19 protein-coding genes and 3 pseudogenes are annotated in these 24,929 nt (G+C 71.0%); 5 read left to right on the top strand and 17 right to left on the bottom strand.

The annotated features are described in order from the left end of the window. Nucleotides 1-79 precede the first annotated feature (79 nt). From OG982_RS28190 to OG982_RS28165, 6 genes are all read right to left on the bottom strand, one after another. Nucleotides 80-1,132 carry a substrate-binding domain-containing protein gene (locus tag OG982_RS28190; RefSeq protein WP_266949652.1) on the bottom strand — a complete coding sequence of 351 codons (1,053 nt, stop codon included), beginning with the start codon at nucleotides 1,130-1,132 and terminating at the stop codon, nucleotides 80-82. 622 nt (nucleotides 1,133-1,754) lie between these two features. Then, the gene (gene dgoD, locus OG982_RS28185) at nucleotides 1,755-2,900 is read right to left on the bottom strand and encodes a galactonate dehydratase (protein WP_266782043.1); all 1,146 of its coding nucleotides are present in this window, start codon (nucleotides 2,898-2,900) and stop codon (nucleotides 1,755-1,757) included. Then, entirely contained in the window at nucleotides 2,897-3,649 is a 753-nt protein-coding gene (locus OG982_RS28180; RefSeq protein ID WP_266949651.1) for an SDR family NAD(P)-dependent oxidoreductase, read from the bottom strand. Before OG982_RS28180 ends, dgoD begins: the two co-directional genes overlap by 4 nt. Nucleotides 3,650-3,732: 83 nt before the next feature. Continuing rightward, nucleotides 3,733-4,674: a sugar kinase gene (locus tag OG982_RS28175; protein WP_266949650.1), complete on the bottom strand. Its 942-nt coding sequence runs from the start codon at nucleotides 4,672-4,674 to the stop codon at nucleotides 3,733-3,735. Next, nucleotides 4,671-5,300, bottom strand: coding sequence for a bifunctional 4-hydroxy-2-oxoglutarate aldolase/2-dehydro-3-deoxy-phosphogluconate aldolase (locus OG982_RS28170; RefSeq protein ID WP_266782049.1), 630 nt, complete (start codon nucleotides 5,298-5,300; stop codon nucleotides 4,671-4,673). The genes OG982_RS28175 and OG982_RS28170 overlap by 4 nt, the downstream gene beginning before the upstream one ends. Next, on the bottom strand, nucleotides 5,297-6,259 hold the full coding sequence (locus OG982_RS28165; protein WP_266949648.1) for an SMP-30/gluconolactonase/LRE family protein: 963 nt from the start codon (nucleotides 6,257-6,259) through the stop codon (nucleotides 5,297-5,299). Before OG982_RS28165 ends, OG982_RS28170 begins: the two co-directional genes overlap by 4 nt. 169 nt (nucleotides 6,260-6,428) lie before the next feature. Here OG982_RS28165 and OG982_RS28160 point away from each other — a divergent pair, with 169 nt between their 5' ends. After that, nucleotides 6,429-7,679 carry an ROK family transcriptional regulator gene (locus OG982_RS28160; RefSeq protein WP_266949647.1) on the top strand — a complete coding sequence of 417 codons (1,251 nt, stop codon included), beginning with the start codon at nucleotides 6,429-6,431 and terminating at the stop codon, nucleotides 7,677-7,679. Nucleotides 7,680-7,701: 22 nt separating this feature from the next. Here OG982_RS28160 and OG982_RS28155 read toward each other — a convergent pair whose 3' ends face one another. Next, on the bottom strand, nucleotides 7,702-8,685 hold the full coding sequence (locus OG982_RS28155; RefSeq protein WP_266782055.1) for a LacI family DNA-binding transcriptional regulator: 984 nt from the start codon (nucleotides 8,683-8,685) through the stop codon (nucleotides 7,702-7,704). Nucleotides 8,686-8,961: 276 nt separating this feature from the next. Between OG982_RS28155 and OG982_RS28150 the strand changes: the two genes are divergently transcribed. Beyond that, nucleotides 8,962-10,986 (top strand): glycoside hydrolase, encoded by a 2,025-nt coding sequence (locus OG982_RS28150; protein ID WP_266949645.1) that lies wholly within the window; start codon nucleotides 8,962-8,964, stop codon nucleotides 10,984-10,986. 99 nt (nucleotides 10,987-11,085) lie between these two features. Here OG982_RS28150 and OG982_RS28145 read toward each other — a convergent pair. Both OG982_RS28145 and OG982_RS28140 read right to left on the bottom strand, forming a co-directional pair. Beyond that, nucleotides 11,086-11,151, bottom strand: a pseudogene (locus tag OG982_RS28145) (hypothetical protein); the annotation flags it as partial. 130 nt (nucleotides 11,152-11,281) lie between these two features. Further along, a pseudogene (locus tag OG982_RS28140) lies at nucleotides 11,282-11,407 on the bottom strand (hypothetical protein); the annotation flags it as partial. A 441-nt stretch (nucleotides 11,408-11,848) separates the two neighbouring features. Between OG982_RS28140 and OG982_RS28135 the strand changes: the two are divergent. Both OG982_RS28135 and OG982_RS28130 read left to right on the top strand, forming a co-directional pair. After that, nucleotides 11,849-12,847: a hypothetical protein gene (locus OG982_RS28135; protein ID WP_266949643.1), complete on the top strand. Its 999-nt coding sequence runs from the start codon at nucleotides 11,849-11,851 to the stop codon at nucleotides 12,845-12,847. Between the two features lie 42 nt (nucleotides 12,848-12,889). Next, on the top strand, nucleotides 12,890-13,897 hold the full coding sequence (locus OG982_RS28130) for a TauD/TfdA family dioxygenase (RefSeq protein WP_266949641.1): 1,008 nt from the start codon (nucleotides 12,890-12,892) through the stop codon (nucleotides 13,895-13,897). A 30-nt stretch (nucleotides 13,898-13,927) separates the two neighbouring features. On the opposite strand, the gene OG982_RS28125 is transcribed toward OG982_RS28130, so the two are convergent. From OG982_RS28125 to OG982_RS28090, 8 genes and pseudogenes are all read right to left on the bottom strand, one after another. Continuing rightward, nucleotides 13,928-14,683, bottom strand: a complete 756-nt coding sequence (locus tag OG982_RS28125; RefSeq protein WP_266949997.1) for an SDR family oxidoreductase — start codon at nucleotides 14,681-14,683, stop codon at nucleotides 13,928-13,930. Further along, a complete protein-coding gene (locus OG982_RS28120; RefSeq protein ID WP_266949639.1) occupies nucleotides 14,683-15,717 on the bottom strand; it encodes a hypothetical protein in 1,035 nt (344 codons plus the stop codon). Before OG982_RS28120 ends, OG982_RS28125 begins: the two co-directional genes overlap by 1 nt. 430 nt (nucleotides 15,718-16,147) lie before the next feature. Further along, entirely contained in the window at nucleotides 16,148-17,560 is a 1,413-nt protein-coding gene (locus OG982_RS28115) for a SufS family cysteine desulfurase (protein ID WP_266949637.1), read from the bottom strand. Beyond that, the gene (locus tag OG982_RS28110; RefSeq protein ID WP_266949636.1) at nucleotides 17,547-18,956 is read right to left on the bottom strand and encodes a family 2B encapsulin nanocompartment shell protein; all 1,410 of its coding nucleotides are present in this window, start codon (nucleotides 18,954-18,956) and stop codon (nucleotides 17,547-17,549) included. The genes OG982_RS28115 and OG982_RS28110 overlap by 14 nt, the downstream gene beginning before the upstream one ends. A 431-nt stretch (nucleotides 18,957-19,387) precedes the next feature. Beyond that, a pseudogene (locus OG982_RS28105) lies at nucleotides 19,388-19,531 on the bottom strand (purine permease); the annotation flags it as partial. A gap of 65 nt (nucleotides 19,532-19,596) precedes the next feature. Next, nucleotides 19,597-20,439: a DMT family transporter gene (locus tag OG982_RS28100; RefSeq protein ID WP_266949635.1), complete on the bottom strand. Its 843-nt coding sequence runs from the start codon at nucleotides 20,437-20,439 to the stop codon at nucleotides 19,597-19,599. A 98-nt stretch (nucleotides 20,440-20,537) separates the two neighbouring features. After that, on the bottom strand, nucleotides 20,538-21,266 hold the full coding sequence (locus OG982_RS28095) for a YqcI/YcgG family protein (protein WP_266949633.1): 729 nt from the start codon (nucleotides 21,264-21,266) through the stop codon (nucleotides 20,538-20,540). A 1,053-nt stretch (nucleotides 21,267-22,319) separates the two neighbouring features. Beyond that, nucleotides 22,320-23,966, bottom strand: coding sequence for a hypothetical protein (locus OG982_RS28090; protein ID WP_266949632.1), 1,647 nt, complete (start codon nucleotides 23,964-23,966; stop codon nucleotides 22,320-22,322). A gap of 591 nt (nucleotides 23,967-24,557) precedes the next feature. On the opposite strand from OG982_RS28090, the gene OG982_RS28085 reads away from it, so the two are divergent. After that, nucleotides 24,558-24,773: a DUF6243 family protein gene (locus OG982_RS28085; RefSeq protein WP_266782075.1), complete on the top strand. Its 216-nt coding sequence runs from the start codon at nucleotides 24,558-24,560 to the stop codon at nucleotides 24,771-24,773. The last annotated feature ends 156 nt before the right edge of the window (nucleotides 24,774-24,929 follow it).

Here is a 24,929-nt window from a genome sequence, read left to right as displayed (position 1 = left end):
GGCGGTGGTGGTCTGGACGGGTGGCGGGTACGGCCGCCGCTGCGGGCGGCCGCACCCGGCCTGGCCGGCGGGCTCGGGCTCAGCCGCAGGTGACGCCCGCGTCCTTCCAGGTGGAGGGGTCGACCATCTTGGTCGGGGCGAAGGCTTCCTTGGGGAAGTCCTTGCCGTTCTTGAGCTTGTCGTACATCGTCTGCACCGCCAGGGCGCCGACGTCCTTGCCGTTGATGAAGAGCGCGGCCTTCATCCCGGACGGCTTGCCGGAACTCCAGTTCTTGCAGGCGAGGTAGGCGCCGAGGCCGACGCCGATCACGTCGTCGGCCTTGAAGCCGGCGTTCTCCAGGGCGGTGACACCGCCCTGGACGTTCTCGTCGTTGCACCCCCAGACCACCCAGTGCTTCACGGAGGCGTTGGCGGTGATCGTCGCGGCGATCTTGTCCTGCGCGCCCGTCGGGGAGTTGTCCGTCGGCACGTCGATGTTCTGCACCGGCGCGCCCGCGGCCTCCGCGAACGCCTTCTTCGAGGCGTTGACACGGTCGGTGCAGACGGTGACGTCCTGCTTCCAGGCCGATATCGTCCGCGTCTCCGCCGGGTTCCAGCCGGCCTTCTTGAATTCCTCGGCGGCCCGCTTGCCGACCTCGCCGCCCATCTGCTCGCCGCTGAACCCGATGCGGGGCACCAGGGCATCGCCGCCGCAGGCGGAGGGGTCCGGGCCGGTGCTGCAGATCTGGTCGTCCGACGTCAGGAGCGCCACCTTGCCGGTCTTCGCCAGCTGTACGACCTGCGGGCCCACGGCCGGATCGGGAACGACCACGATCAGCCCGTTGCTCTTCTGCGAGATGGCCGCCTGAGCCTCGCTCACCGTCTTGTTCGCGTCGTTGCCCAGGTTCACCACCTTCAGGTCGATCCCGAGCTCACTCGCTTTCGCCTTCGCGCCGGCGGCCTCGCCGATGAAGTACTCCTGGTCGCCCTGCTTCTGCAGATAGGTCAGGGAGATCTTCCCTTCGACCTTCCCCACGTCCGCGGTCCCGCCCGTCGTCTCCTGGCCACTGGAACACGAGGACAGGACGAGCATCGTGGCCAGGCCCAGGGCCGCGGCCGCTACCGGACGGCGGTGGTGGTGGTGAGTGAGCATGTCGATCCCTTTGCTTGGACGGGTCGCTCCGGGCGACCAGTGGGGCACGTGCGATGGGGTGGGGTTCGGGGCCGGCCGTCGTCGTGATCGCCGCCCGGGGCTGCGGACCTCCTCACTGGGGGAATCCGCCACAGTCGGCCGTTTTCAAACTTGATGCAACAGAGAAAATCGCTGTTTCCGCCATAAGTCAACAGCGTGAAGCGGGGGTTTCGGATTGATGCGCCCCCGTGACCTCCCGGGATGCCGTAGAGCCGCAAGACCGCCCCTGCGGCTGCCATCGGGGGTGACGCCGTCGAAATCGCAGGACGGGCACCCGTATGGAACCGGACGCCGCGGGCGCCGCCACCGACACATCCAAGGCTGTTGTTTTCCTTCGGAACATGTCTGAATCTGTTTGACTAGCGGCGCGAGAGTGCCTGCCCGGTGGGCTCGTTCCAGCGCTGCTCGGCCGCCGGGCCCCTGCGGCCGAAGGGACGGGTGCTCCGGGTCCGCCGCTCCCGGAGGTCGTTCCCCTCGGCCCTGCCGAACGCCGAGCACGACCAGATGCCCACGCCGTCCCCTGCGGACCGGTGAGGGCCTGGCCGGTCCATTGGGCGGGCGGCAGCAGCCCCCCTCCTCCCCGTCACCATTCGGCGAGGGAGCCGTCGGCCCGTCGCCACACCGGGTTGCGCCACCGATGGCCCGTCTCGGCGGCGCGTTCGACGGCCTTCTCGTCGACGTCGATGCCCAGTCCGGGTGCGGTGAGCAGGGCGACGTGGCCGTCCTCGTAACGGAAGACGGACCGGTCGGTGAGGTAGTCCAGCAGGTCCGACCCGGCGTTGTAGTGGATCCCGAGGCTCTGCTCCTGGATCAGCAGGTTGGGTGTGGCGAAGCCGACCTGGAGGCAGGCGGCCAGCGCGATCGGGCCGAGCGGGCAGTGCGGCGCGAGGGAGACGTCGTGGGCCTCCGCCATCGCCGCGATGCGCCGCACCTCCGAGATCCCGCCGGCGTGCGAGAGGTCGGGCTGGGCCACGGCGATCCCCTGCTGGAGCACCGTCTTGAAGTCCCACCGGGAGTAGAGCCGTTCTCCGGTGGCGATGGGGATGCTGGTGGAGCGCACGATCTCGCCGATGTGGGCGCTCATCTCGGGGACCACCGGTTCCTCGACGAAGAACGGCAGGTACGGCTCCAGGAGGGGAAGCACCCGCCGTGCCATGGGGAGGGTGAGGCGGCCGTGGAAGTCCACGGCGATGTCGAAGCCGTCGCCGACCTCCGAGCGGACGCTCTCCACCCGTTCGACGATGTCGCGGACGGCCCGCGGCGTGTCGATCAGTTCCAGCTGGGGCGAGGCGTTCATCTTGACGGCCGTGAAGCCCTCGGCCTTGCGGGCGGCTGCCTGCTGGGCGACGTCGGTCGGCCGGTCGCCGCCGATCCAGCTGTACACCCGTGCCCGGTCCCGGACGTTGCCGCCGAGCAGCTGCCACACCGGCACGCCCAGCGCCTTGCCCGCGATGTCCCACAGTGCCTGGTCGATGCCCGCGACCGCGCTGGACAGGACGGGGCCGCCGCGGTAGAAGCCACCCTTGGTGAGGACCTGCCAGTGGTCCTCGATGCGCATCGGGTCCTGGCCCACGAGGTAGTCGGACAGTTCCTCGACGGCCGCGGCGACAGTGTGCGCACGGCCCTCGACGACCGGTTCGCCCCAGCCGGTGATGCCCTCGTCGGTGTCCACGCGCAGAAAGCACCAGCGGGGGGCGACGAGGTGGGTCCTCAGGGATGTGATCTTCACTTGGACTCCTTCTTCACGGTCCAGCCGCCGTCCACGGTCAGGTTCGTGCCGGTGATGTACGAGGCGTCGTCGGACGCGAGGAAGGCGACGGCGGCCGCTACCTCGTCGGGGTGGCCCAGCCGTCCGAGCGCTGTGGCACGTGCAGAGAGCAGACGGCCCTCCTCGTCCACGTCCTGCCAGTTCTCGGTGAGGATGGGGCCGGGCAGCACGGAGTTGAACCGCACGTCCGGTCCGTACTCGACCGCGAGCTGGCGGACGAGCGCGCACATGCCTCCCTTCGCCGCGGCGTAGGCGGGGTACCCCGGCAGGCTGCACAGCGCGTGCACGCTGGACGTGGCGACGAAGGAGCCGCGGGCGGCGCGCAGGTCGTCGAGGAAGGTCCGTACGGCCAGGTAGGGCGCCTTGAGGTTGACGGCCATGTCACGGTCCCAGTCGCTGCCGGGCAGTTCGTGGGCGGGCGCGGGCGTGTGCGTGAAGGCGTTGCTGTGCACGATGGCCACCGGGCCGAACAGCGTGTGCGTGCGCTCTTTCAGGCCGCGCCACTCCTGTTCGGAAGAGACGTCGCACGGCACGAACTCCGCGCGGCCGCCCTCGTCGCGGATCTTCCGCGCGAGTGCGGTGCCCGCCGCCTCGTCTATGTCGGCGAGGACGACGGCAGCCCCTTCGGCGGCCAGACGTACGGCGCTGGCTGCGCCGATGCCGGACGAGGCGCCGGTGACGACGGCGGTCCGCCCTGTGAATCGGTTCATGGCTGGTCTTTCGTGGGTGGAGTGGTGGTGGGGTGGAGCGGGGTGAGGGTGGAGTGGGCGGGGGGGTCGCCGGGACTGACCGGTCAGCGGGTGACGTCCGCTCCCTGGAGGAGGCCCAGTTCGGCGCGCCGGGGCAGGCCCTCCCAGTCGCCGGACGCGGCCACCGCGAAGGCCCCGCACGTCGCGGCGAGCAGGAGCCGGCCCGGGAGGGGAGTGCCGTCGAGGAGTCCGGCGAGGTATCCGGCGACGAAGGCGTCGCCTGCGCCGATCGGATCCACCAGGGTGACCGGCACGACGTCCTGGACGGCCTCGGCGCCGCGCCTGACGGCGACGGCACCCCTGGCGCCGAGTTTCAGTACGGCTTCGCGCGGGCCGAGGTCGAGCAGGGTCCGCGCCATGGTGGCGGGTTCGGCCTCGGGGACGGCCAGCGAGGCCTCGTCGGGACCGGCGAAGACGATGTCCGCGCGGGTGACGAGGTCGGCCAGTTCGGCCGCTGCCTCCTCCCGGGTCCACAGCCGGGCCCGGTAGTTGAGGTCCAGGCTGACGGTGACGCCGGCGGCTCGGGCGAGGTCGACGGCCCGCCGTACGGCGGCCCGCGGCCCGTCGCCGAGGGCGGGGGTGATGCCGGTGACGTGGAGGACCCGGGCCCGGGCGACGAGTTCCGGGTCGACGTCGGCGGGAGTGAGGCGTGATCCGGCGAGCCCGCGACGGTAGTAGGTGACGCGGGTGTGGTCGGGCGTGCGGCGTTCGCGCAGCATGAGTCCGGTCGGTGCGGTGTCGTCGACGCGTGCCCGGGTGACGTCGACGGCCTCACCGCGCAGTCCGTCGAGGATCATCGTGCCGGCGCTGTCGGCCCCGACCCGTCCGGTCCAGGACGCCGGGTGGCCGAGGCGGCTGACGCCGATGGCGACCGTGGCCTCGGCTCCCGCGAACCCCAGGCGGAGCGAGGTGCCGGAGGCGAGCGGGCCGGGCCGGTCGGCGGCCAGGACGGCCATGGCTTCCCCGAGGGTGACGAGCGCGGTCATGAGCGGATGCCGTCCAGCAGTGTGGCGGCGCGCTCCCGGAGCGCATCCAGGTCACCGCCCTCGCAGGCGTCTGCGATCAGCGGGCTGCCCATGCCCAGGGCGCGCGCGCCCGCTGCGAGATAGGCGGGCGCCTGGTCGAGGCCGATGCCTCCGGTGGGGATGAGCGGTACGTGCGGCAGGGGCGCCCGGACGGCCCGCAGGTACTCCGGACCTCCGGCCGAGGCGGGGAAGAGCTTGACCATGGTGGCGCCCTCCCGCCACGCCGCCACGATCTCGCTCGGTGTCAGGGCGCCGGGGAGCACCGGGACGCCGAGGCGGCGGGCCTCCCTGATGACGTCCAGGCAGGTGGCCGGCGTGATGAGGTAGGTGGCCCCGGCTTCCACGGCGCGCATCGCGTCGGCCGGGGTCATCACGGTGCCCGCGCCGAGGGCGGTACCGGCCGGCTTGGACTCGGCGTACTCGCGCAACGCGTGCAGGACTCCCGGTGTGGTGAGGGTGAACTCCACGGCCCGGATGCCCGCTTCGTGGAGGGCGTCGGCGGTGGCGGCGAAGTGGCGGGGCGATCGGGAACGCAGGATCGCTATCACGGGGGCGGCGGCGAGTGCGGGGACCAGGTCGGTCGTCATGCGGAACCTCGGGGGTCGTATGAGGTGGTGGAGGACCCGGGCAACTGCGCCGGGTCGTCGGCGAAGGGCGGGACCGGCAAGCCGGTGGCACCGGGTCGGCAGATGAAGAGCCGGCCGGCGTGCGGCTCCGCCGCGAGCTGCTCGGCCGTCAGACCGTCGGCCGCGGTGGTGATCATCAGGAGATCCAGGTCCGGGCCCGCGAAGGCGCAGCTGGACACCTGTGAGGCGGGGACCGTCACGACGGCGTGGAGTGCGCCGTCGGGGATGTAGGCCCTGACCTGCCCGGCTCCCCACACCGCCACCCAGACCCGGCCCTCGGTGTCGACGGCCAGGCCGTCCGGCACGCCGGCGGGGCCGGTGTCGGCGAAGGGGCGGCGGGCCGAGAGGGCGCCGGTGACGGGGTCGTGGTCGAAGACGTCGACGCGGCGCGTCGGGCTGTCCGCGTAGTACAGCAGCCGGCCGTCGGGGCTCCAGCCGAGGCCGTTGGAGATGGTGACCGGGCTCAGCACGGTCGTCACGGTGCCGTCGGGGTCGAGGCGGTAGAGGGTGCCCGCGCCCGGGGTCGCGTCGTAGGCCATGGTGCCGACCAGCAGCCGGCCGCCGGGGTCGCACTTGGCGTCGTTGAACCGTCGCGGTGTGCCGTCGTCGGGGACGACGGGGGCGGCGAACTCCGTGACCGCCCCGGCGCCGTCGACCCGCAGGAAGGACGTTCCGGCGGCCGCGAGGAGCCCGCCGGACGCGCAGGGCGCGACCGCTCCGACGGGTCGGTCGAGGCTGACGGTCGTCCTGGGCCCGAGGTCCGGCAGACCGCTGTCGTCGTCGCGGGCCACCAGTCGGGCCCGGTGGACGAGGCCCGCCGTGATGTCCACCCACAGCAGGTCACCGCGTCCGGCGTGCCAGACGGGCCCCTCGGTGAGGCGTCCCGGCACGGGCGCACACGGCAGTGCGGTCAGGTGCATGGTGTCGCTCCTCTCTTCTGCGACTCGGGGGCGACTTCGTGTACGACTTCGTGTGCGGCGAAACTCTAGGAGTTCTTCTAACCCATGTAAATACTCATCGTCCAACGCATGGAATAAGATCGGTCGACATCCGACGGCCTCTGCCACGACAAGGGAAGGACGCACCCCCATGGCGAAACGCACCGCCCAGGACATCCGCCGCCGCAACCGGTTCGACGCGCTGCGGTGCGTCTTCGCCGCCCCCGGCCCGGTGAGCCGGCAGGAGATCGCCGCGGCGACCGGGCTGTCCTTCGCGACCGTGGCCAACCTCGTCGCGGAGCTGCTGGAGGCGGGAGTCCTCCGCGAGGCCGGCCACGAGGACTCGAAGGGCGGGCGCCCACGGGCGCGCCTCGCGGTCAACGCGGAGCGGGGGGCGCTGGTCGGGATCGACGTGGCGGAGACGTCCGTCCAGGTCGAGCTGTTCGACCTGGCGCTGACGGTGCTGCGCAGCGTACGGCTGCCGCTGCCGCAGACGGATGTCCGGCCGGACGACGTGGTCGACGCCATCGTGACGGGGGTCGAGGGTCTCTCGGACGTCACGGGCGTGGCCCCGCGCATCCTCGGCGCGGGGGTCAGCGTCCCCGGCCTCGTGGAGCGCGAGGGCGGCGTGTCCGTGTTCTCGCCCTATTGGTCCTGGCGCGACGTGCCCCTGCGCTCCCTTCTCGCCGAGCGCCTCCCGATGCCCCTGTACCTGGACAATCCGCTCAAGGCCGGTACCGTCGCCGAGATGTGGTTCGGCGCCGGACGCGAGGTCGACGACCTCGTCGTACTGACCCTCCGGGCCGGCGTCGGCGCGGGCATCGCGGTCGACGGAGCGCTCTACCGGGGAGCCACCAACAGCGCCGGGGAGTGGGGTCACACGTGCCTGGTCCGCGGCGGCCGGGAGTGCAGGTGCGGCAGGAAGGGCTGCGTCGAGGCCTACGTCAGCACCCGGGGCATCGCCCGCACCGTACGGGAACTGGACGCGGAAAGCCCCCTCCTGGACCCCGACGAGGACGCCGTCGTCACCAAGGTCGCCCGCGCCGCGGCGGAGGGCGACGCCGTGGCCGCCGAAACCGTGGCGCGGACCGCCCGCTACCTGGGGGAGGCCGCGGCCGATCTCCTCAACCTGTTCAATCCGCAGACCCTGGTACTGGGCGGGTGGGTGGCCGAGCGGCTCGGCGAGCCGCTGCTGCGGCAGACCCGCGACGTCATCGCGGCGCACGCGCTGCCGGCGACGCTCCAGGCGCTCACCTTCCAGCGGAGCACCGTGCCGGACAACCCGGTGAGCCTCGGAGCCGCCACCTTCGCCCTGGAGGGCTTCCTCGACGACCGCGAGACCTTCGCCACCGTGGCGGCGGGGCGGCGTGCCGCCAGGGCGGCGAAAGCCCAGACGCCCTGAGGGCGGCCCGGCGTCCGGCCACTCAGCCGGCCGGGGCCGCCGTACTCTCGCGCACCACCAGGACGGGCGCCACCGACGCCTGTCGCGGGCTGCCCGTCTCGCCGCCGATCTGCTCGAGGAGCAGCGTGACGCAGTGGCGGCCCACGGCGTCGAAGTCCTGCCGGACCGTGGTGAGGGGGGCGGGGAAGAAGGCGGCCTCGGGAACGTCGTCGAAGCCGGTCACGCTCACGTCCTGCGGAACGCGCCGCCCCGCCTCGTGAAGGGCGCGCATGACGCCGAGGGCCATCTGGTCGTTGGCGGCGAAGATCGCGGTCACTTCCGGGCGGCCGGCCAGTTCACGTCCGGCGCGGTACCCCGAGGCCGCGGACCAGTCACCGTAGAGGAGCGGTGGTACGACGGTGCCCGCGTCCTTGAGCGAGCGGTGCCACGCCTCGGCCCGGCGGCGGGCCGCGTAGGAGTCGCGGGGCCCCGCGACGTGCCAGACCGTACGGTGGCCGAGGCCCAGCAGGTGCGCCACGACGCTGCGGGTGCCCTCGGCCTGGTCGATGTCGACGTTGGCGTAGCGGTGGCCGGTGTCCCCGTCGGCGAAGACCACGGGGACGGCGGACGGCAGCCGGAGTTCGGGGGTGTCCAGGATCTGCGACTCGATGAGGATGATGCCGTCCACCGACTGGACCATCAGCTGCTGGAACGCCTGGCGCACGGCGGCTCCGGTCTGCGCCCGGGCTCCCATGAAGTTCACGAACAGGTCGGCTTCGCGGGCGGCGTCGGAGATGGCGGCGAAGGTCCTGGCGTTGCCGTAGGCGCTGATGTCGAAGCTGATGACGCCCAGCGTGCCGAAGCGTCCGGTGACCAGCGCCCGGGCAGCCGTGTTGGGCCGGTACCCGAGCATCTTCATCGCGGCCAGCACCCGCTCGCGGGTGGACGCGTCGACGTTCTCCCGGTTGTTGGCCACGCGGGAGACCGTCTGCGACGAGACCCCCGCCATCGCGGCGACATCGGCCATGGACGGCGACTGGCGCAGCGGACGGGACCTCGGCGATCTTGCTCCGACCTCGCGCGGCATGTGAACCGGACCTCCGAACCCCTGCTCCGAACCGAGTGCGTGGTGCACTCCGTACGGATGTTAGCGCTGCGCACCGCAGAGGCGGGCGCTCACGCTACTCGCCGGTTCTCTTGACACGTCCGCCCACCGCTTCGACACTCTCCCCATCCTTTCTATGTTAACGCAAACATCGCGCCATCGCCCCGTCACGCCTCCGCTCCCGACAGGAGACCAGCTGTGCTCGGAACCAGAAGAAGGCCCCCGGGCGTCGCCCGGCGCCGCATGCGCACCGCCCTCGCGACCTCGCTCGCGGCCGTCGCCGCACTCCTCGCCGGCGGTGCGGCGTCACCGCCGGCCGCAGCCGACCCCGCCCGGGCGGCGGCGGTGGTGGTGCCCGTCCGCCTCGATCCCGGTTACCAGCAGGCGCCGTTCGAGGGGTGGGGCACCGCGCTCGCCTGGTTCGCCAACGTCACGGGCGGCTGGCCCGACGCCCAGCGCAACCGGCTCGCCGACGCCCTCTACGGCGCCGAAGGACTCGGCCTCACCATCGCCCGCTACAACATCGGCGGCGGCGACAGCCCGGAGACCGAGCCCTACATGCGCGCCGGGGCAGCCGTACCCGGCCACTGGAACCGGCCCGGCCCCGAGACGCCCGACGGGTGGGACCCGGACGACCCCGATCACTGGGACTCGTACGCCGACGGCAACCAGCGCTGGTGGCTCAAGGCGGCCAAGGCCCGGGGCGCCGACACCTTCGAGGCGTTCTCGAACTCCCCGCCGCACTTCATGACCGACAGCGGACTCGTCTCCGGCGCGGTCGACCCCACACGGGACAACCTCCGCCCGGACCAGTACGAGCGCTTCGCCGCCTACCTGGCCGGGGCCTTGCGGCGCGTGCAGAACAGTACGGGCGTCACCTTCGCCTCCGTGTCGCCCGTCAACGAACCGGGCACCGCCTACTGGCGTGCGGGCGGACGCCAGGAAGGCTCCCACTGGTCCCCCGGCTCCCAGGCCCGCATGATCACGGCACTGCGCGCCGAGCTGGACCGCAGCGGGCTGAGCACGCCGATCGCGGCGATGGACGAGACGGACCCGGACATGTTCCGTGCCAACTGGGACGGTTACGGCAGCACGGTCCGCTCGTCCATCGGCCGGCTCAACACCCACACGTACGGGACGAACGGGCGCAGCGGGGCGCGGGACATCGCCAAGGGGGCGCACACGCCCCTGTGGATGTCGGAGGTGGACCTCGGCGGCACGGTCCCGCAGAGCTTCACCGACATGAGCCCGGCCCTCGACCTCGCCGAGCGCATCACCGACGACCTCACGCAGCTCGAACCGCGGGCCTGGGTGCTGTGGCAGGCCGTTGAGGACTACGAGAACATGACCCCGGCCCACGAGGACTCCAACTGGGGTCTGATCCAGACCGACTTCACCCCCACCCGTGCCGCGACGGAGCCGCTGCGCAAGAACAAGAAGTACTGGGCGATGGCCCAGTACAGCCGGTTCATCCGGCCCGGCTCCCGCGTCATCGGCACGGACGACGACCACACCCTGGCAGCGGTGCGTCCCGGCGGGCAGGGTGCGGTCGTGGTGCACACCAACCCCACGGGTTCGGCCCGGACGATCGCCCTGGACCTCACCGGCTTCCGGAGCGTTTCCTCCGCACCGGTGCAGCGCTACACCACGGACGCTACCCGCAACGTCCACCGGGAAGCCGACGTCTCCCCCACCGGCAAACGCCTTGCCGTGACCCTCGCCCCCCACTCGGTCACGACCCTCGTCGTTCCGGGCGCGTCCGGCGTCGACCCCGAGCGGGCCGCCCCCGCCGTCGGTCCCCGGCTCCTCGTCAACGACCACAGCGGTCTTGCCCTCACCGCCGCCTCGGCCGGGGTCGGCAGCGCACTCGTCCAGCGCCCCCCGAACCGGCTCGACACCGCGCAGCAGTGGACCCTCACCAGGTCGGTGCCCGGTGACTGGAGCAGCACGGCCTCGTACCGGGTGACGAACGCGGGCAGCGGCCAGGCCCTCGCTGTCGCCGGCGGCGAACTCACCCTGCTTCCTCCGGATCCGTCCGCGCAGCAGCAATGGATGCTGTCCAGCTCCGGAGACGGGCACCACACCGTGATCAACAGCGCGACCGGCACGCTCCTCGACGTCACCGGTGCCTCCACCGCCGACGGCGCCCCGGTCGGAACCTACCGACCGAACACGGGGCGCAACCAGTCCTGGAGCTTCCACGCGGACCCGGCGGGCGGGTAGCCCGGTAGTCCCGACGGCGTGGGACGCGCTGCCGGTGGTCCCGGAGTCGCCGTCCTTGGAGGGCCGGTCCATGTGGCGCAGCGGCGTACCGCCGCCATTGATGTCGATCTTCCCGCCCTCCAGGCAGTCGCCCGGGTCGGACGGGTTGTCCACCCAGAACTCCACCACGGCGCCGAAGATGTCGGACGTGGCTTCGCTCAGCCCTCCGGACTGGTCCCACCAGTGGGCGTTGGAGTACGTCGCTCCAGACGTCGCCGGCGTCGGTGAAGAGCGTGCCGGGCGCGTTGTCGTCGGAGGCGTGTGCCAGGTCGGTGGTCCTGTTGCCGCCGCGGGTGTCGTCCTTGAGGAAGTAGGTCCCGGTGGATCCCGAGGTGCCGAGGGTCACCTGGCCGCCGTACTGACCGTGGCCGATGCCGTTCATGACGGCCTGGTACTCGAAGGTCTCGGACCGACGTGGGCACCAGCGCTGCCACCGCTCCCCCACGCGCGGGGTCGAAGGCGTCGTCGACGGCCAACCGGCGAAGCCCTCACGGGACAGCGGCGGTGTCGCAAGAGCCGCCGTTGAGCTTGCAGCCGCTGGGCGATCCGGCATCGGCACCGGCACCGGCACCGGCACCGGCGAAGCCGAGGCTAGCTGGAGGAGTTCACCGAAACTCTGTTCCGGCCAACTCCGGTGCGCTGCACGGGAATGGTCTTGCAGATCAGGTTTCGTGTGGAGTGTTCCTGGCGAAGTACTTCCACCATGGGCTTATCACCGGTCGCCGGTCATCCTGCTGTCGCTGTCTTCCGAGAGCCCCGAGGCGGGCGGCCCGTCCCGGTGTTGGGCCCACGGGTCGACGCCGAGGCGAAGCGGACCGCGCGCGTGCTGGCCACGGTGTCGAGCCATGCCAGACCTGTCGAGCGCGCCCTCGGGCTGCGGCAAGCCGCCGCGGTTGCGGGCGAGTTGGCAGCCGCGCTGTCCGATCTGGCTCCGGCCGTGGTCGGCGAGGGACTGCCGGCGGAGTCGACCAGTCAGTCGTTCTTCCGGGTCCGTGAGGGGGAGCTGTCGGATCAGCAGGCTGCCCTGCACGGTGTCCTGGTCATCCACCGCGGGCTGGAAGATCTGTGTGATGCTCCGCTGTCGGGTTCCGACCTGGCGCTGGAGGTGGCCGGGATGCGGCAGTCGGTGCTCGATCTCACCGGCGCGGCGCCGGGCGCAGACCTTGATTCCGTCCCGCCGGTGGCCGTCCCCGAGAGCGGTGCGGGATCGTCGTTGGAGAGTGTGTGGAGTGCCCGGTGGCTCATCGGTCACCAGGTCCATGTCCTGTTCAACGTCTGCGCCGCGGTCGCCGTGGCCGACGCCACCCGCCATCTGCGGCTCGGCGACGGCGATGCCGCGCTCACGCGGCTGGCCGATGCGACGGCGCATGTGCGCGGCTTCCCGGCGGCGATGGCCCACGCCAGTACGATCCCGGCCGACTACTACATGGCGGCGATACGCCACACCATGGCGCCTCCTGCGGTGGACATCCCGTTGAGCGGGCGCCAGCATCGCGGATACAAGCTCTTCCGGGCGGCGATGAAGGACCTGCTGTCCGTGGTTCCCGACTCCTACGAGCGCTTGGCAGCCCGCGCCCCGGAGCTGGCCGAGGCGCGGGGTGCTCTCCTGGAAGCCGACATCGTGGACGGTGAACGGCACGTCACCCTCGCGTACTCGATGGTGCACCTGCGTCGTTCCGTCGCCCAGAAGCCCGAAGGCCCCGACAACGCGGTCGCCGAACTGCGGCTCATGCGCCATCGCCGCGCGGCCCAGTACGCCCCGCTGATCCGATTCGGGGACCACTACATCGCCGACGCCGTGGCCGGCCTGCGCCACTCGTGAGTCCGCGCGTCCGCCGCCCATGCCCCCCGGCAGGAGACCCCGATGCCCGAGACGACGCCCGACACCACCCAAAGCACCGTCCTCGCCGCAGACCGGGACCTGGATCCGGCCGATGCCGACGCGTGCGAGCGGCTGGCCCGCACCCTGTGCGGCCGCGGGGACGAGCAGGTCGACAGCCCCGAGTGGGTGGCGCGGGCCCGGGACGCCTGGGAGGACCTTCCGCTACTGCTGCGCCGTGAGGTACGCCGGTTCAGAAGGCATTCCGGCCCGCACGGCACCTTGGTGATCGGCGGCCTGCCCGTCGGTCAGGCGGCCCTGCCCGCGACTCCGACCGTACCCGGCTCGGTCCAGCGCCGGGCCACGGTCTCGGCGGCGGTGCTCACCATGGTGGCCTGCGGGCTCGGCGAGCCCCTCGCCTACCGGGCCGAGAAGTCCGGCGCCCTCGTTCAGGACGTCGTGCCCGTGCCCGGGCAGGAAGCCTTCCACGGCAACGCCGGATCGGTGCCGCTGTCCTTCCACACCGAGAACGGCTTCCACCCCCACCCACCCGACTACGTGGTCTTCCTGTGCCTGCGCGCCGACCACGACCGACGCGCTGGCATGCGCATCGCCGGCATCCGCCAGGCACTGCCGCACCTCACCCCGGCCGGCCGTCAGGCCCTGTTCGAACCGGAGTTCATCACCGCCCCACCCCCCTCCTTCAGCCCCGACGCCGCCGGTGAGCCGGACCTCAAGCCCCGAGGGGTGCTCTCCGGGGCAGTCGAGGATCCCGACATACGCATGGCCCAACTCGTCACCACCCCGCTCACCCCCCGGGCCGCCGCGGCGCTCGCCGAATTCGGCCGCGCCTGCGAGGCGAGTGCCCGCACCCTGCGCCTGACACCCGGCGACCTGGTCGTCATCGACAACCGCGTCACCGTCCACGGACGGACCGCCTTCCACCCCCGTTATGACGGAGCAGACCGCTGGCTGCAACGCACTTACGTCACCACCGACCTGCGCCGCTCCCGCGACCACCGCCCGCACGACGGCCACGTACTCGCCCGCTGACCAGCCACGTCTTCACCATCGTCCTGTGACTCAGCGAACTCCCAGGTCCTCAGGGGGCCGCTCGACGGCCTCGGAGCGGAGTTGCTGGGTGAGGCCCCCGTCGAAGAGGTAGGTCGCGCCGTTGGCGAAGTCGAAGACCGGTGTCGCCAGCGCCGCGACGGCGTGGACCACCTCGGCAAGGGTCGCGTAGCGCTGTAGGGGGACGTCGCGGACGAGGGCGTCGAGGTGCACCCCGTCGGCGGAAGTGGTCGAGGAGTCGTCGATGGGGCCGATCGCGATGGCCCGCGTCGAGATGTGGAGCGGGCCGTACTCCAGGGCGAAGCTGCGGGTGAGGCTCTCGGCGGCGGCCTTGGCCGCGTCGTAGCCGGCCTTGTATCGGTGTGCCCTGGTGCCGCCGACCGAGCCGAGGACGAGCAGGGCGCCCGGTATGCGGTGGGCTGCCGCGGCCTCGGCGACCGTACGCAGGACCGCGTAGGTGGTCACCAGGTTGTCCTCGATCGCCGCACGGAAGGCGTCTACGTCGTTGGTGGCGATCCGGGCGAGGTGGGGTACCCGTCCGGCCGCGTGGAAGAGCTCCACGCGTTCGGCCCCGTCGACGAACGCGTCGACCAACTGCTTGAAACGCTCGGAGCGGCAGTCGACAACGTGCCATCCCCGCACCGTGCCGGCAGGGGGCCCGGCCGGATCGGAGTCGATGAGGAGAAGGTGTCCCGGCTGGGCGGCGAAGTGTGCGGCGAGCGGGCGGCCGATGAAGCCCGCCGCTCCTACGACGATGCGGTGGACCATCACGCCGCCAGGATTCGGTGGTAGAAGTCGCCCAGGGCGTCCGCTGCCTCGTCCCACCGAGGCAGGGTCAGCGCCCCCGGCCCGCTCGCCATCCGTGGCCCTTCCGGCGGGACGGTCAGGGCCTCCTGCCAGCACAGCACGGCCACATCGTCGTCCCACGGCTCCACGATCCGCCAGTCCTCGAGCGCCGGCCCGTAGGCGTCCGCTCCCACCGGCGGTGGTGCCAGGATCCGGCGGCCCTGCTGCGCCGCGGCCACCAGCACGCCGCTGGACCACACCCGTTGGTAGGGCAGCGCGATCCAGTCCACCTGCTCCACGAGCCGACCGAACTCGGAACCGGGGTGGAATCCCGGAAGGTAGCGGACCCGGTCGTGGGCGGCCGCGATCTCGGTCAGGGTCCGATGGGTCGCCGGATCGTCCGGGTGCCCCGCGATCAGCAGCCGCTGCTCCCCGGCGGCGTGGCGGACGAACGCCTGCGCGAAGGCGGCGGTCCGCTTGTAGGGACGCAGCCGGCCGAAGCAGCCGATCGTCGCGCCGTACGGCGATCCCCGTCGCCCGGGGGCGAGTTGGGGATATCTGGGGTGGGGCAGGTGCAGAGCCGGCCCGGGCAGCCGCCTGCGGATGCGTCGTGCGGCCAACTCGTGCTCTTTGGTGAAGAAGTGGGCGCCGTGCGTGAGCGAGTCGACCTCGTCGATGAACCTCGCATTGCCGTGTGTCCCCTCTTCGTGAGGGGCGAGGTCGTGCACCGTCTGGACCAGACGCGCACCGCCGGCGGCGAGCTCCCGCAGGAGGGCGATCGCCTCTGCGTCGCCGAGCAACCTTGCGAGCATTTCGGGCCAGTGCAGGTGCACGATGTCCGGCACCGCCCCGACCACGTGGGAGAGGTCCCCGGGCGCGGCGAACCCTGGTTCGTCGCGACACAGGCCCGGGCGCAACACCACGGCCCCTTGGGCTGCGAGGTGGCTCTCCTGGAGTGCGACGTATTCGTTCCAACCGCAGCTCTCGGGTATCTGAAGCACGCGCAGTCCGGTCATCGCACAGCCCCCCTCTGAAGTCCCTCTGCGGGGCAGAAGCCCCCGGTGCGGGGAAGGCCCGGGATGACGGCGCCGTACGGGTCATTCGTCCTCCACCGCGTGATGACAGTGCCGCCGGTCCACAGGCATGCGCGTAGCAACGGCTGAACTTGACGTGTCCGTGATGAATGTTCACAGGTGAGGCGGCCGACAGCGCCCATGATCCCGGAAGTGGCTGGATCCGATCAGCGTCGGGCGTGCGCCAGGTCTCCGATGCCCGACGGGGGCGGCCGGTGTGGGCGGTGGCGACGGAGGGTGGGACGGGACCATGATCGACATCCCCCTGGCCGACCGACGGCGGGCGGCCGCGGGCTCCCCCGTGGCGGCGCCGCCGTGGTCGACGAAGACACGTCAACGGATGGTGTCCGTAGGTCGTTGGGTTCCGGTTCGACTAGCCACCCGCGGCAGTTGATTGGGCCTGGATGCCGTGGAGGGCCGCCACCAGGGCGTTCACGTCCTGCTCCGTGTTGTACAGGGCCAGCGAGGCCCGGACCGCGCTCTGCAGACCGAAGGCGGCCAGCGCCGGCTGCGCGCAGTGGTGGCCGGCGCGCACCGCGATGCCCTGTTGGTCGAGTGCCGCGGCCAGCGCGGTCGGGTCGGTCCCCTCAAGGAGGAAGGTCAACACCCCGATCTTTCCCGGCGCACTGCCGATCAGGCGCAGTCCGGGGACGGTGGCCAGAGCGCCCGTCGCGTACGCGGTGAGCTGCTCCTCGTATGCGGTGGCGGCCTCCCGGTCCAGACCGGCGAGGTAGTGCAGGGCCGCCCGCAGCCCGGCGACTCCGGCGATGTGGCCGGTGCCCGCTTCGAGCCGGTGCGGGATGGGGGCGTAGGTGGTTTCCTCGAAGCTCACCCCGTCGATCATGTTGCCGCCGCCCTGCCATGGGGGCATGGCTTCCAGCAGTTCACGCTTGCCGAAGAGCACCCCGATACCGGTGGGGGCGAAGATCTTGTGCCCCGAGAAGGCGTAGAAGTCCGCGTCCAGGGCGGTGACGTCCACGGGAAAGTGGCTCACGGCCTGGGCGCCGTCGATCAGGGCCCTGGCGCCGTATCGGTGGGCGAGGGCGATCATGTCGGCGACCGGCGGGATGGTTCCCAGCACGTTGGAGGCATGGGTCAGCGCGACCATTTTGGTCCGGGGTCCGAGCATGTCGCGGTAGGCGTCCTGGTCCAGCTGTCCGTCGGGGAGCAGCGGGATCGGCCGGATTCTTGCCCGGCGCTCTTTGGCGATGAGCTGCCAGGGCACCAGGTTGGAGTGGTGCTCGGCCGCGGAGACCAGGATTTCGTCGCCCACACCGAGGTGGGCGCGGCCCCAGCTCTGCGCCACCAGGTTGACGGCTTCGGTCGTTCCTCGGACGAAGACGATTTCGTCCTGGTCCTGCGTACCGAGCAGTTCGGCCGCCGCCTGGCGCCCTTCCTCGTACACCTGGGTGGCCTGCTTGGCCAGGGTGTGCGCACCGCGGTGGACATTGGAGGTGTCCATCGAGTAGTGCTCGGCCACCGCCTCGATCACCTGGCGGGGCTTGAGCGTGGTGGCCCCGTTGTCCAGCCAGACCAGCGGGTGTCCGTTCACCTCCCGGTGCAGTTGCGGGAAGTCCCGCCGGACGGCCTCGGCATCGAAACCGTCCGTCGGCGATGACGGTGGAGTCGGGGGCGCCACCGCAGGTGTCTCGTTCTGCTGTGGCAGCCAGTACCGGGCGCCGCCGGCCGCATGGGCGAGCGCTGCCGGAAGCGGGTAGGAGTCCGGCGGCGCAAACGTCCCGGGCTTTGGGAATCCGCCGAGTAGTCCAACGTCAGGAGTAGTCATAGTAGTTCGACACCTCGACGTTCTGGAGCACCGCGATGGCGTCGTCCACCAGCGCGGCGGCCGAGAAGTAGCTGGTCACGAGGTAGGAGGTGATGGCCTGACGATCGACGCCCATGGGGCGCACCGACAGCCCGGGCTCCACCTCGTCCGGGACCTTCGCCGGACGCAGGCCCACCACACCCTGCTCGGCCTCGCCGACCCGCATGAGGAGGATGTTGGTGGTTCCGGGTACGGAGTTGCCCGAGCCCTTGAGGTCCAGTTTGTCGCAGGGCAGCAGCGGTACGCCGCGCCAGGTCAGGAACGGGCTGCCGAAGAGTTCCACGATCTGCGGCGGCACACCGCGCCGGGTGCACTCGCGGCCGAACGCGGCGATCGCCCTGGGGTGGGCCAGGAAGAACGCGGGCTGCTTCCAGACCCGGGTGAGCAACTCGTCCAGGTCGTCCGGCGTCGGCGCGCCCTTGCGGGTGTGCACTCGCTGGCCGGGCACGACGTTGTTGAGCAGGCCGTAGTCGGGGTTGTTGAGCATCTCCCACTCCTGGCGCTCGCGCAGTGCCTCGGCGGTCAGCCGGAGCTGGGCCTGGACCTGGTCGATCGAGGAGTTGTAGATGTCGGACACCCGGGTGTGCACCTTCAGCACGGTTTGCGCGATGCTGAGCTCGTACTCGCGGGGGCTCTCCTCATAGTCCACGAAGGTCTGCGGCAGATCGAGCTCGCCGGTGTGGCCAGAGGTCAATTCGATGGGGCTCTCGCGATCGGTCGGCCCCTGGCCGTTGGCGGCGTAGGTGTCCAGCTGGACGCGCAGGGCCGGCTCCCGGTCGGCGAGTTCGGAGAGCATCCGCCGGTCGAGCGAGAGCACCGTACAACGCGTGACTGCCTTGACCTGGTAGGCACTCGACTCGCCGCGCGCCCAGGCGGCGGCGTCGAAGAAGTCTCCTTCGCCGAGCGTGGCGAGCAGCGCGTCCTCGCCGTACCGGCCGGTGGCCCGCTTCTCGGCGCGTCCGAACGCGATGATGTGGAGCTGCCCGACAGGACCTTCGGTGCCGGCGATGAACTCGCCGGCCGTAACCTCGCGCTGCACGAACCCGCTTGCGAGGGCGCTCAGTACGCCGCTCGCCTGGTCGTGGAGGAACGCGATTTCCCGGAGGTCCTCGGCGATCACCCGAAACGCGCCGTCACCGTCGGAGTAGGTGCTGATCAGCCCGTCGCCGAGAATGAAGCCCCGCCGGCGGTTGACCCGGTAGACACCGGCCTCCAGGTCCACCCAGGGCAGCGCCCGCAGCAGGTAGCGGGGGGTGATCCCCATCATCTGCGGGACGGTCTTGGTGGTGGTGGCCAGATTCCTCGCAGTGGAGGTACTGAGACTCTGCTGGTCGTGCCGAACCGTCTCGGTGGTCATGGTGGTTCCTGGTCCTGTTCCTTGGTCCGGAGAACTGAGGAGAGGTGACAGCACGTACTACAGGCGGAAAATCCGCTCTTCCGTGCTTCCCCAGGAAGATTGTTACGGCAGCATTGCTTTGGCGTGAGCATGTTCGAGAGCGCCCGAATGGCGCGGGCGCGCAGCCTCGGGCATATGCGCCCTGAAACTCACTCGAACGGGTGCGGCGAGGCATGGACGCCGCTGAGATGTTCGATGGCTCTGGGAACCACCCCTCGGCCGCCGCGTTCGGGCTCGGGCAGTGGCCCCGCGGGCAGGCACGTCGCCGAGCCCGCGGCCGAACTGACGCCCGCACACGGCATCGGCCCGGTACAGGCTCAGTGCACCGGCACGGGGGCGGCCTCGGCTGGGGCCGATGCGGGGGTTCGGCCGAGGTGGTTGAAGGCGAGGTTGAGGAAGCCGCGCAGGAAGCGGCGGAGCACGACGGTGATCAGCAGGCTCGCGGCGGCCGGCCCGATGTTGGTCAGGCTTCCGTAGTCCTCGGCCTTGCGGTTGCCGCCCTGGGCCCAGTTGAAGGCGACGGGCAGGAGCGAGACCAACGACGCAGGAGCCAGCGGCCGCGCCGGTCCGCGGACTTTTCCGCGCGCCCGCTCTCGCTCCGTCAGATCCGGATCGTTTCGGACACCTCTGCGAGCGGCTCGTCCGCCTCGATCGTGGCCTCCGCCAGCCACACCACGGCGGCGCCCGCGACGGCCACGACGACGATGCCGGCGACCGCGGTCCAGCTGATGTGCTCGCCGAGGATCAGCAGTCCGGCGAGGGACCCCATGACGGGGTCGATGCTGAACAGCGTGCCGACCACCCGCGCGGAGGAGACTCGGGCGGCGATCGTGTCGACGGCGTACGGAATCGCGACCCCGACCACAGCGGCCGCACCCAGTACCAGCCACTGGTGCCCGCTCACCCGGCCGACCGCGCCGATCCCGAAGGGTGCGGAGACGGCGGCGGCGACCGCCACCGACAGGGCGAGCCCGGACAGCCCCGTGTCGTCCTTGCCGACCTTCTCCGCGAAGACGGTGTAGAGGGCGAAGAAGGCGGCCGCGCCGAGGCCGAAGGCGTAGCCGGCCGCGCTGAAGTACCCACCGGGCCCGGAGATCAGCAACACTCCCGCGAAGGCTGCGAGCGCGCACAGGCCCTCCCGGATCCGCCGCGACGCCAGGAACGCCACCGCGCAGGGCCCCAGGAACTCCAGGGTGACGGCGACGCCGAGCGGGATCCGGTCGATGGCCGAGTACAGGCAGAGGTTCATGGCCGCCATGGCCACCCCGTAGACGGCGATGGACGTCCACTGGCCGCGATTCCGCCCGCGCAGCCGCGGCCGGAACAGCGCACACAGGATCAGCGCGGCGATGGCCATGCGCAGGGAGCTGACGGACAGGGGCCCCAGCGAGTCGAACAGCCCGGCCGCGAACGCGGAGGACAGCTGGATGCCGGTGGAGCCCACCAGGATGAGCCCGAGCGCCTGCCTCGCTCCTCGGCGGTCTACCGGAACAGAACGGAAAGACCCAGATCCAGATCCAGATCCAGTCACACCCGTCCCCGTCATGCCTGGCCCCTGATGCCTTCGATGTGCGAGGTGACGTCGTCTTCGGTCACGGCCGTGTACGGGCAGCCGTTGGTGTCGCCGAGGAAGTACTGGGGCAGTTCAGGCGCGTCGCCGTGCGTGCCCAGGTGGGGCGAGAGCTCTACCGCGTCGTACGTGGAGATGCGCCGGCGTATCTGCCTGCGGGCGGCAGCGGCGTGGACGGGCAGCCGGTCGAAGCTGGCCCGGGACTGGACGACGAGGGTGAAGGGGTCCCCGAGGTTGCGGCTGCGCCGCAGCCGGTGGTGCCGGGTGCTGACGTTGATGAAGAAGTCGATGCCCTTGTACCAGAAGTTCCATTTCGGATCGGCGGGATCGGCCGGCGCGTCCGCCGGCCACTCGCCGCCGGCCTCCAACAGGGTGAGCAGGATCCGCCGGAAGGCCTCGTGGTCGCTGTCGAGGGAGTCGGATTCGATCCCGTCCAACCAGAGGACCACGACCTGGTCGGGGTCCTCCCAGATCGCCTCGGTGGCCAGGTCCATGAGCGTGACGGCGGCGCTCCAGCTGTCCTGCGCGACGTTGCCGACACCGAACAGGAGCTCGTCCTTGCGTAAGGCCAAGGGGGCGAACACGCACGGGAAGTCCCGGGAACCCGCGGTCTCCGCGAACTGGGCCAGGTGCGACTCCAGGCCCTCGGGGTGGCTGCCGGACCGGAAGAGCTGACTGTAGGTGGTGCTGCTGCTGGACACCGTTCTCCTGTTCTGCGCCCACACCGGGTGGGCCTGAGGGATTCATGGCAAAGCGCGCGGATGACTGTGCGGGCGCGGGTGAGGGCCGCCTCGACGGGCCGCGATCACCTCGCACAGAGGCAGGTGACGACGAGCCAAGCAGCGGAACTTCCACCACCGCACTGGAGTCCTGTACGAGATCACAGGACGGCTAGGGTCCTCGCTGTGGTGGTCCGACCAGGTCGAGAGTGCGAAGAGACGCTCCGGCCTCCTGGGCCTGACGCTTTCCCTCAGCGAGCCACCGCGCGGTGACATCGACCCCGTTCGAACTGCATGCCGCCCCCCGCGTTCGTTGCCTGCCGACCATCCGGTGCCGCTTCACACTGCTCGCCGCCTGGCAGCGGCGCCGCGCCCCCTGCGCGGCCATCTCCGCCCGCGGTGCCCGTCAACACGTTTTGCATCGCCCCGTGTTCACGAGCACGCCTCGGTTCGAGTTCGGCGCACCGACATGTGCACAACCTGACAGCCGGCCCCGAACCTGTCCAGCACCCTGTCACCATATTTGCCACCTGCAATGCAACTCCCACCCTGCATTTGCGTCCGCTGGAGGTGATTAACCCTGCACTTGCGGTGTCTCTGGCGCAGCACCAGCGGAGCTGCCCACCTCATTCGCCACATGAACCCCCACCTGTCGGCCCGCGGGACGCCGGCCTCGCCGACCGCATCGCTGTGAGCAGTCATTTGGTACGCGCACAGCGAGAAGGGCACACCCTGAGGAGCTTCCGCTTCCCCTTCCGCTTGGACCTCGGCCGCCGTTGCGGCCACCTCGCCTCCTGAGACCGGGCGACATACGCCTGCCCGGCGAAGCCCGCAAGCGCCACGGCGCCATGTTGGCCGAACTTCGACCCCGCACACGGGCCTCACTCCGAGCCCGGACAGCATCAGACGCTGGTCCTGGAGGCCGTCGACAGGACGGGCACATGCGGCGGCCTGCTCGGCCCGGCCGTTCCCGCGTGACGGACGGTGGGCGGTGCAGCCCTCGACCGCCCGTCACGCAGCCTGCTGGCAGCCCGATCAGGAATCGGAGCGGAATGCCCCGTGGACGCGCAGTTCGCCGTTGATCGAGACGTTCCCGTCGTTCGTGTGCATGATCCAGGCGCCTCCGTTGCGGACCGACAGATGCGCGCCGGCGTTCACCTTCCCCTGCAAGCGCGACTCACCTTGGACGCGCAGCATGCCGAGGGTGGTGAGGTCTCCGGTGACAGTGACCGTGTGGTTGGCCTTCACCTCGCCCTCGGCGTCCAGGCTGCCGTGGACGATCAGCCGCGGCGGGCCGTCCTGCGTCTCCAGCACGTTGTCGACGCTCAGCCCGCCCTGGAGGGTCAGACGTTCCTTGACCTGGGCCCGGTCGGTGACCACGTCGTTCAGGTCTGCCTTGTCGGCCGCGACGGTCCCCCACTGGCGGCTCCCGGCGCCCTGGAACACGTTCATCCCGGAGGCCGGGAACTCGATCCACCCGTCGGCGGCCGTGCGACCCTGCACCCACTTGGTGTTGATGCCGTTCAGGTCCGCCAGGTCGGCGGCGACGGTTCCCCAGTCCTGCTTTCCGTCCTTGCGGACGTTCACTCCCGACTGCGGGAACTCGACCCATCCCTTGCCCGAGTCTCGGTCCCCCACCCACTGGGTGTTGATGCCGTTCACGCTGATCTTGTCGGCCGTGACGGTTCCCAAGTCGCTTCCACCGCCGCGGCCGACCCTGATTCCGTCGGACGGGAACCCGATCCACCCCGCGTCGCTCTCGCGCCCCCGGACCCACGCCGCGGTCACGGTCTCGACGTCGGCCCTGGCCGCGAAGAGGGTGCCGAGGTCGTTGGCGGCGTCGCGGATCAGGGCGCCCTGCGCACTGAAGACGATCCGGCCCTTGTCCGTGGTGCCCTCGACCCACGGGCTGTGGACACCGGTCGTCGCGGTGACGCTCTCGAACTCGGGGCTGCGCAGGTGGACGGTGGTGGTGAGGAAGTACCCGGGCTGCTGCCCGCCCGGGGAGGTGGCGATCAGGGTGTACGTGGCGTCCCGCTTCGGCTCCCGGCCCGCCGCCGGCGACCACTGCCAGCCGGTTGTGCCCTGTGTCGGCGTAACCGTCTCCGGGAGGCCGTCCGGACCCTGGATCCGGTAGGTGAGGGTGTCGGGCCCGTCCCACTGCAGGACGACGTCCTGACCTCCGGCCACCAGGGACTGCTTCGCACGGAAGTTGCGCGGAACCTTGGGCAGCTGCTTCAGCAGGCTCAAGGTGATGGGGTTCTTCTGCACCCTGGCGCCGTTCGCCGCCCTCTCCGTCACGCGCAGCAGCACCAGTCCCGATGCGCTGGAGACGGGGAAGCCGTCCAGGACCAGGGCCATGGAGCCGGCCTCCTGGAACAGCGTGTTCGGCTGGGCGGTCACGGTGAGGACACCCGTGTTGTCGTCCCAGGCGACGATCGGCTCCTCCCCCTTCCTCGTCGCGGTGTTCCGCTCGACCCGCGCGGTGATCGTCTTCGGGTGTGCCGTCAGATCACCGTCCGCCTGGCCGCAGGGCACTCGTATCTCGATGGAGTACCAGATCACCTCGTCCAGGGTGGGATTGGAGACGACGATGTAGACGGACCCCTGGCGTTCCTCGCCCGCGACCGGCACCTGAAGCGGAGCCGGATCGGTGAGTATTTCGTAGTGCAGAGAAGCCATCGCTGAAGACCCCCTGTTTACGCTGTCCGACGCTTGCCCCCGACGGGCGCAGCCCCTCCAGCACAACACTCACCGGACAGCCCGAGACCCTTATCCGCCCTAACGGCTCGAAACAGACGTGCACTGACCGAATCGGGAATCTCCTACTTTCCGAGGGCGCGGCTCACGGCCTCGGCAGCGTTCGCCGGGACCCGGTCCGGCCGCTGAATTCCGCCTCTTCGAGGTTCCCCTCGGGCCTCGCCGGGATTCATGGGTCCGTCACAGTGAGTCACGCGATCATGGCAGCTCTACGAGGGCTATCCACGCGACCTCGTCGAGCGTCGCTCGGTGAGCGCCACGCCGAGCGAATCGGGAACCCGGTCTGGGCGGCGTGCTGGCCCCGGGCGCTCGCCGAAGCCCCGGCCGACGCCGGGGGCGGCGAAGGGGTTGGTGTGAGGGGCCGACGGAACCGGGTACCGTCTTTGTCATGTTCTTCCAGAGGCCGATTTACGAGTGAGGGCGTGATGGGCCCCTGCTGACGTCCTTCGACGTCGCCGCCCGTCCCCCACCGATGAATCCGTAGATCACTTCACATCACCACCGGGAGAGCCCGTGACCGACAGCAAGAACATCAACAACCCCGTGGGCCAGGGCGGCGGCCAGCGCAAGAAGCTGTCCCGCGCCGAACGGCAGAACAACGGTCCGCACCGCAACCGCGACCGCCAGGGTGCGGCCGACAAGAAGGCGGAGCTGGTGCGCAAGATGCGCGAGAAGGCACGCGCAGCTGAGGACGCCGGGCAGGCGAGCGACGATGGTGCACAGAGCTGACGCACCGCCGCCGCAGGGCGGCACAGGCAGGGCTCGGACCGCGACACGCGGTCCGGGCCCTGCTGCCGTACCGGGCGCGGCCGGTCACGCTCAGCTCTGGGCCGACCACCCACGTCTCAGCTGCCTCGGGGTCGCGGCCACTGACCGAAACCCAAC

Origin of the sequence: Streptomyces sp. NBC_01551, assembly GCF_026339935.1 — a bacterium.
In the GTDB taxonomy this organism is placed as follows: domain Bacteria; phylum Actinomycetota; class Actinomycetes; order Streptomycetales; family Streptomycetaceae; genus Streptomyces.
This window is presented reverse-complemented; position numbering and strand designations above follow the sequence as displayed.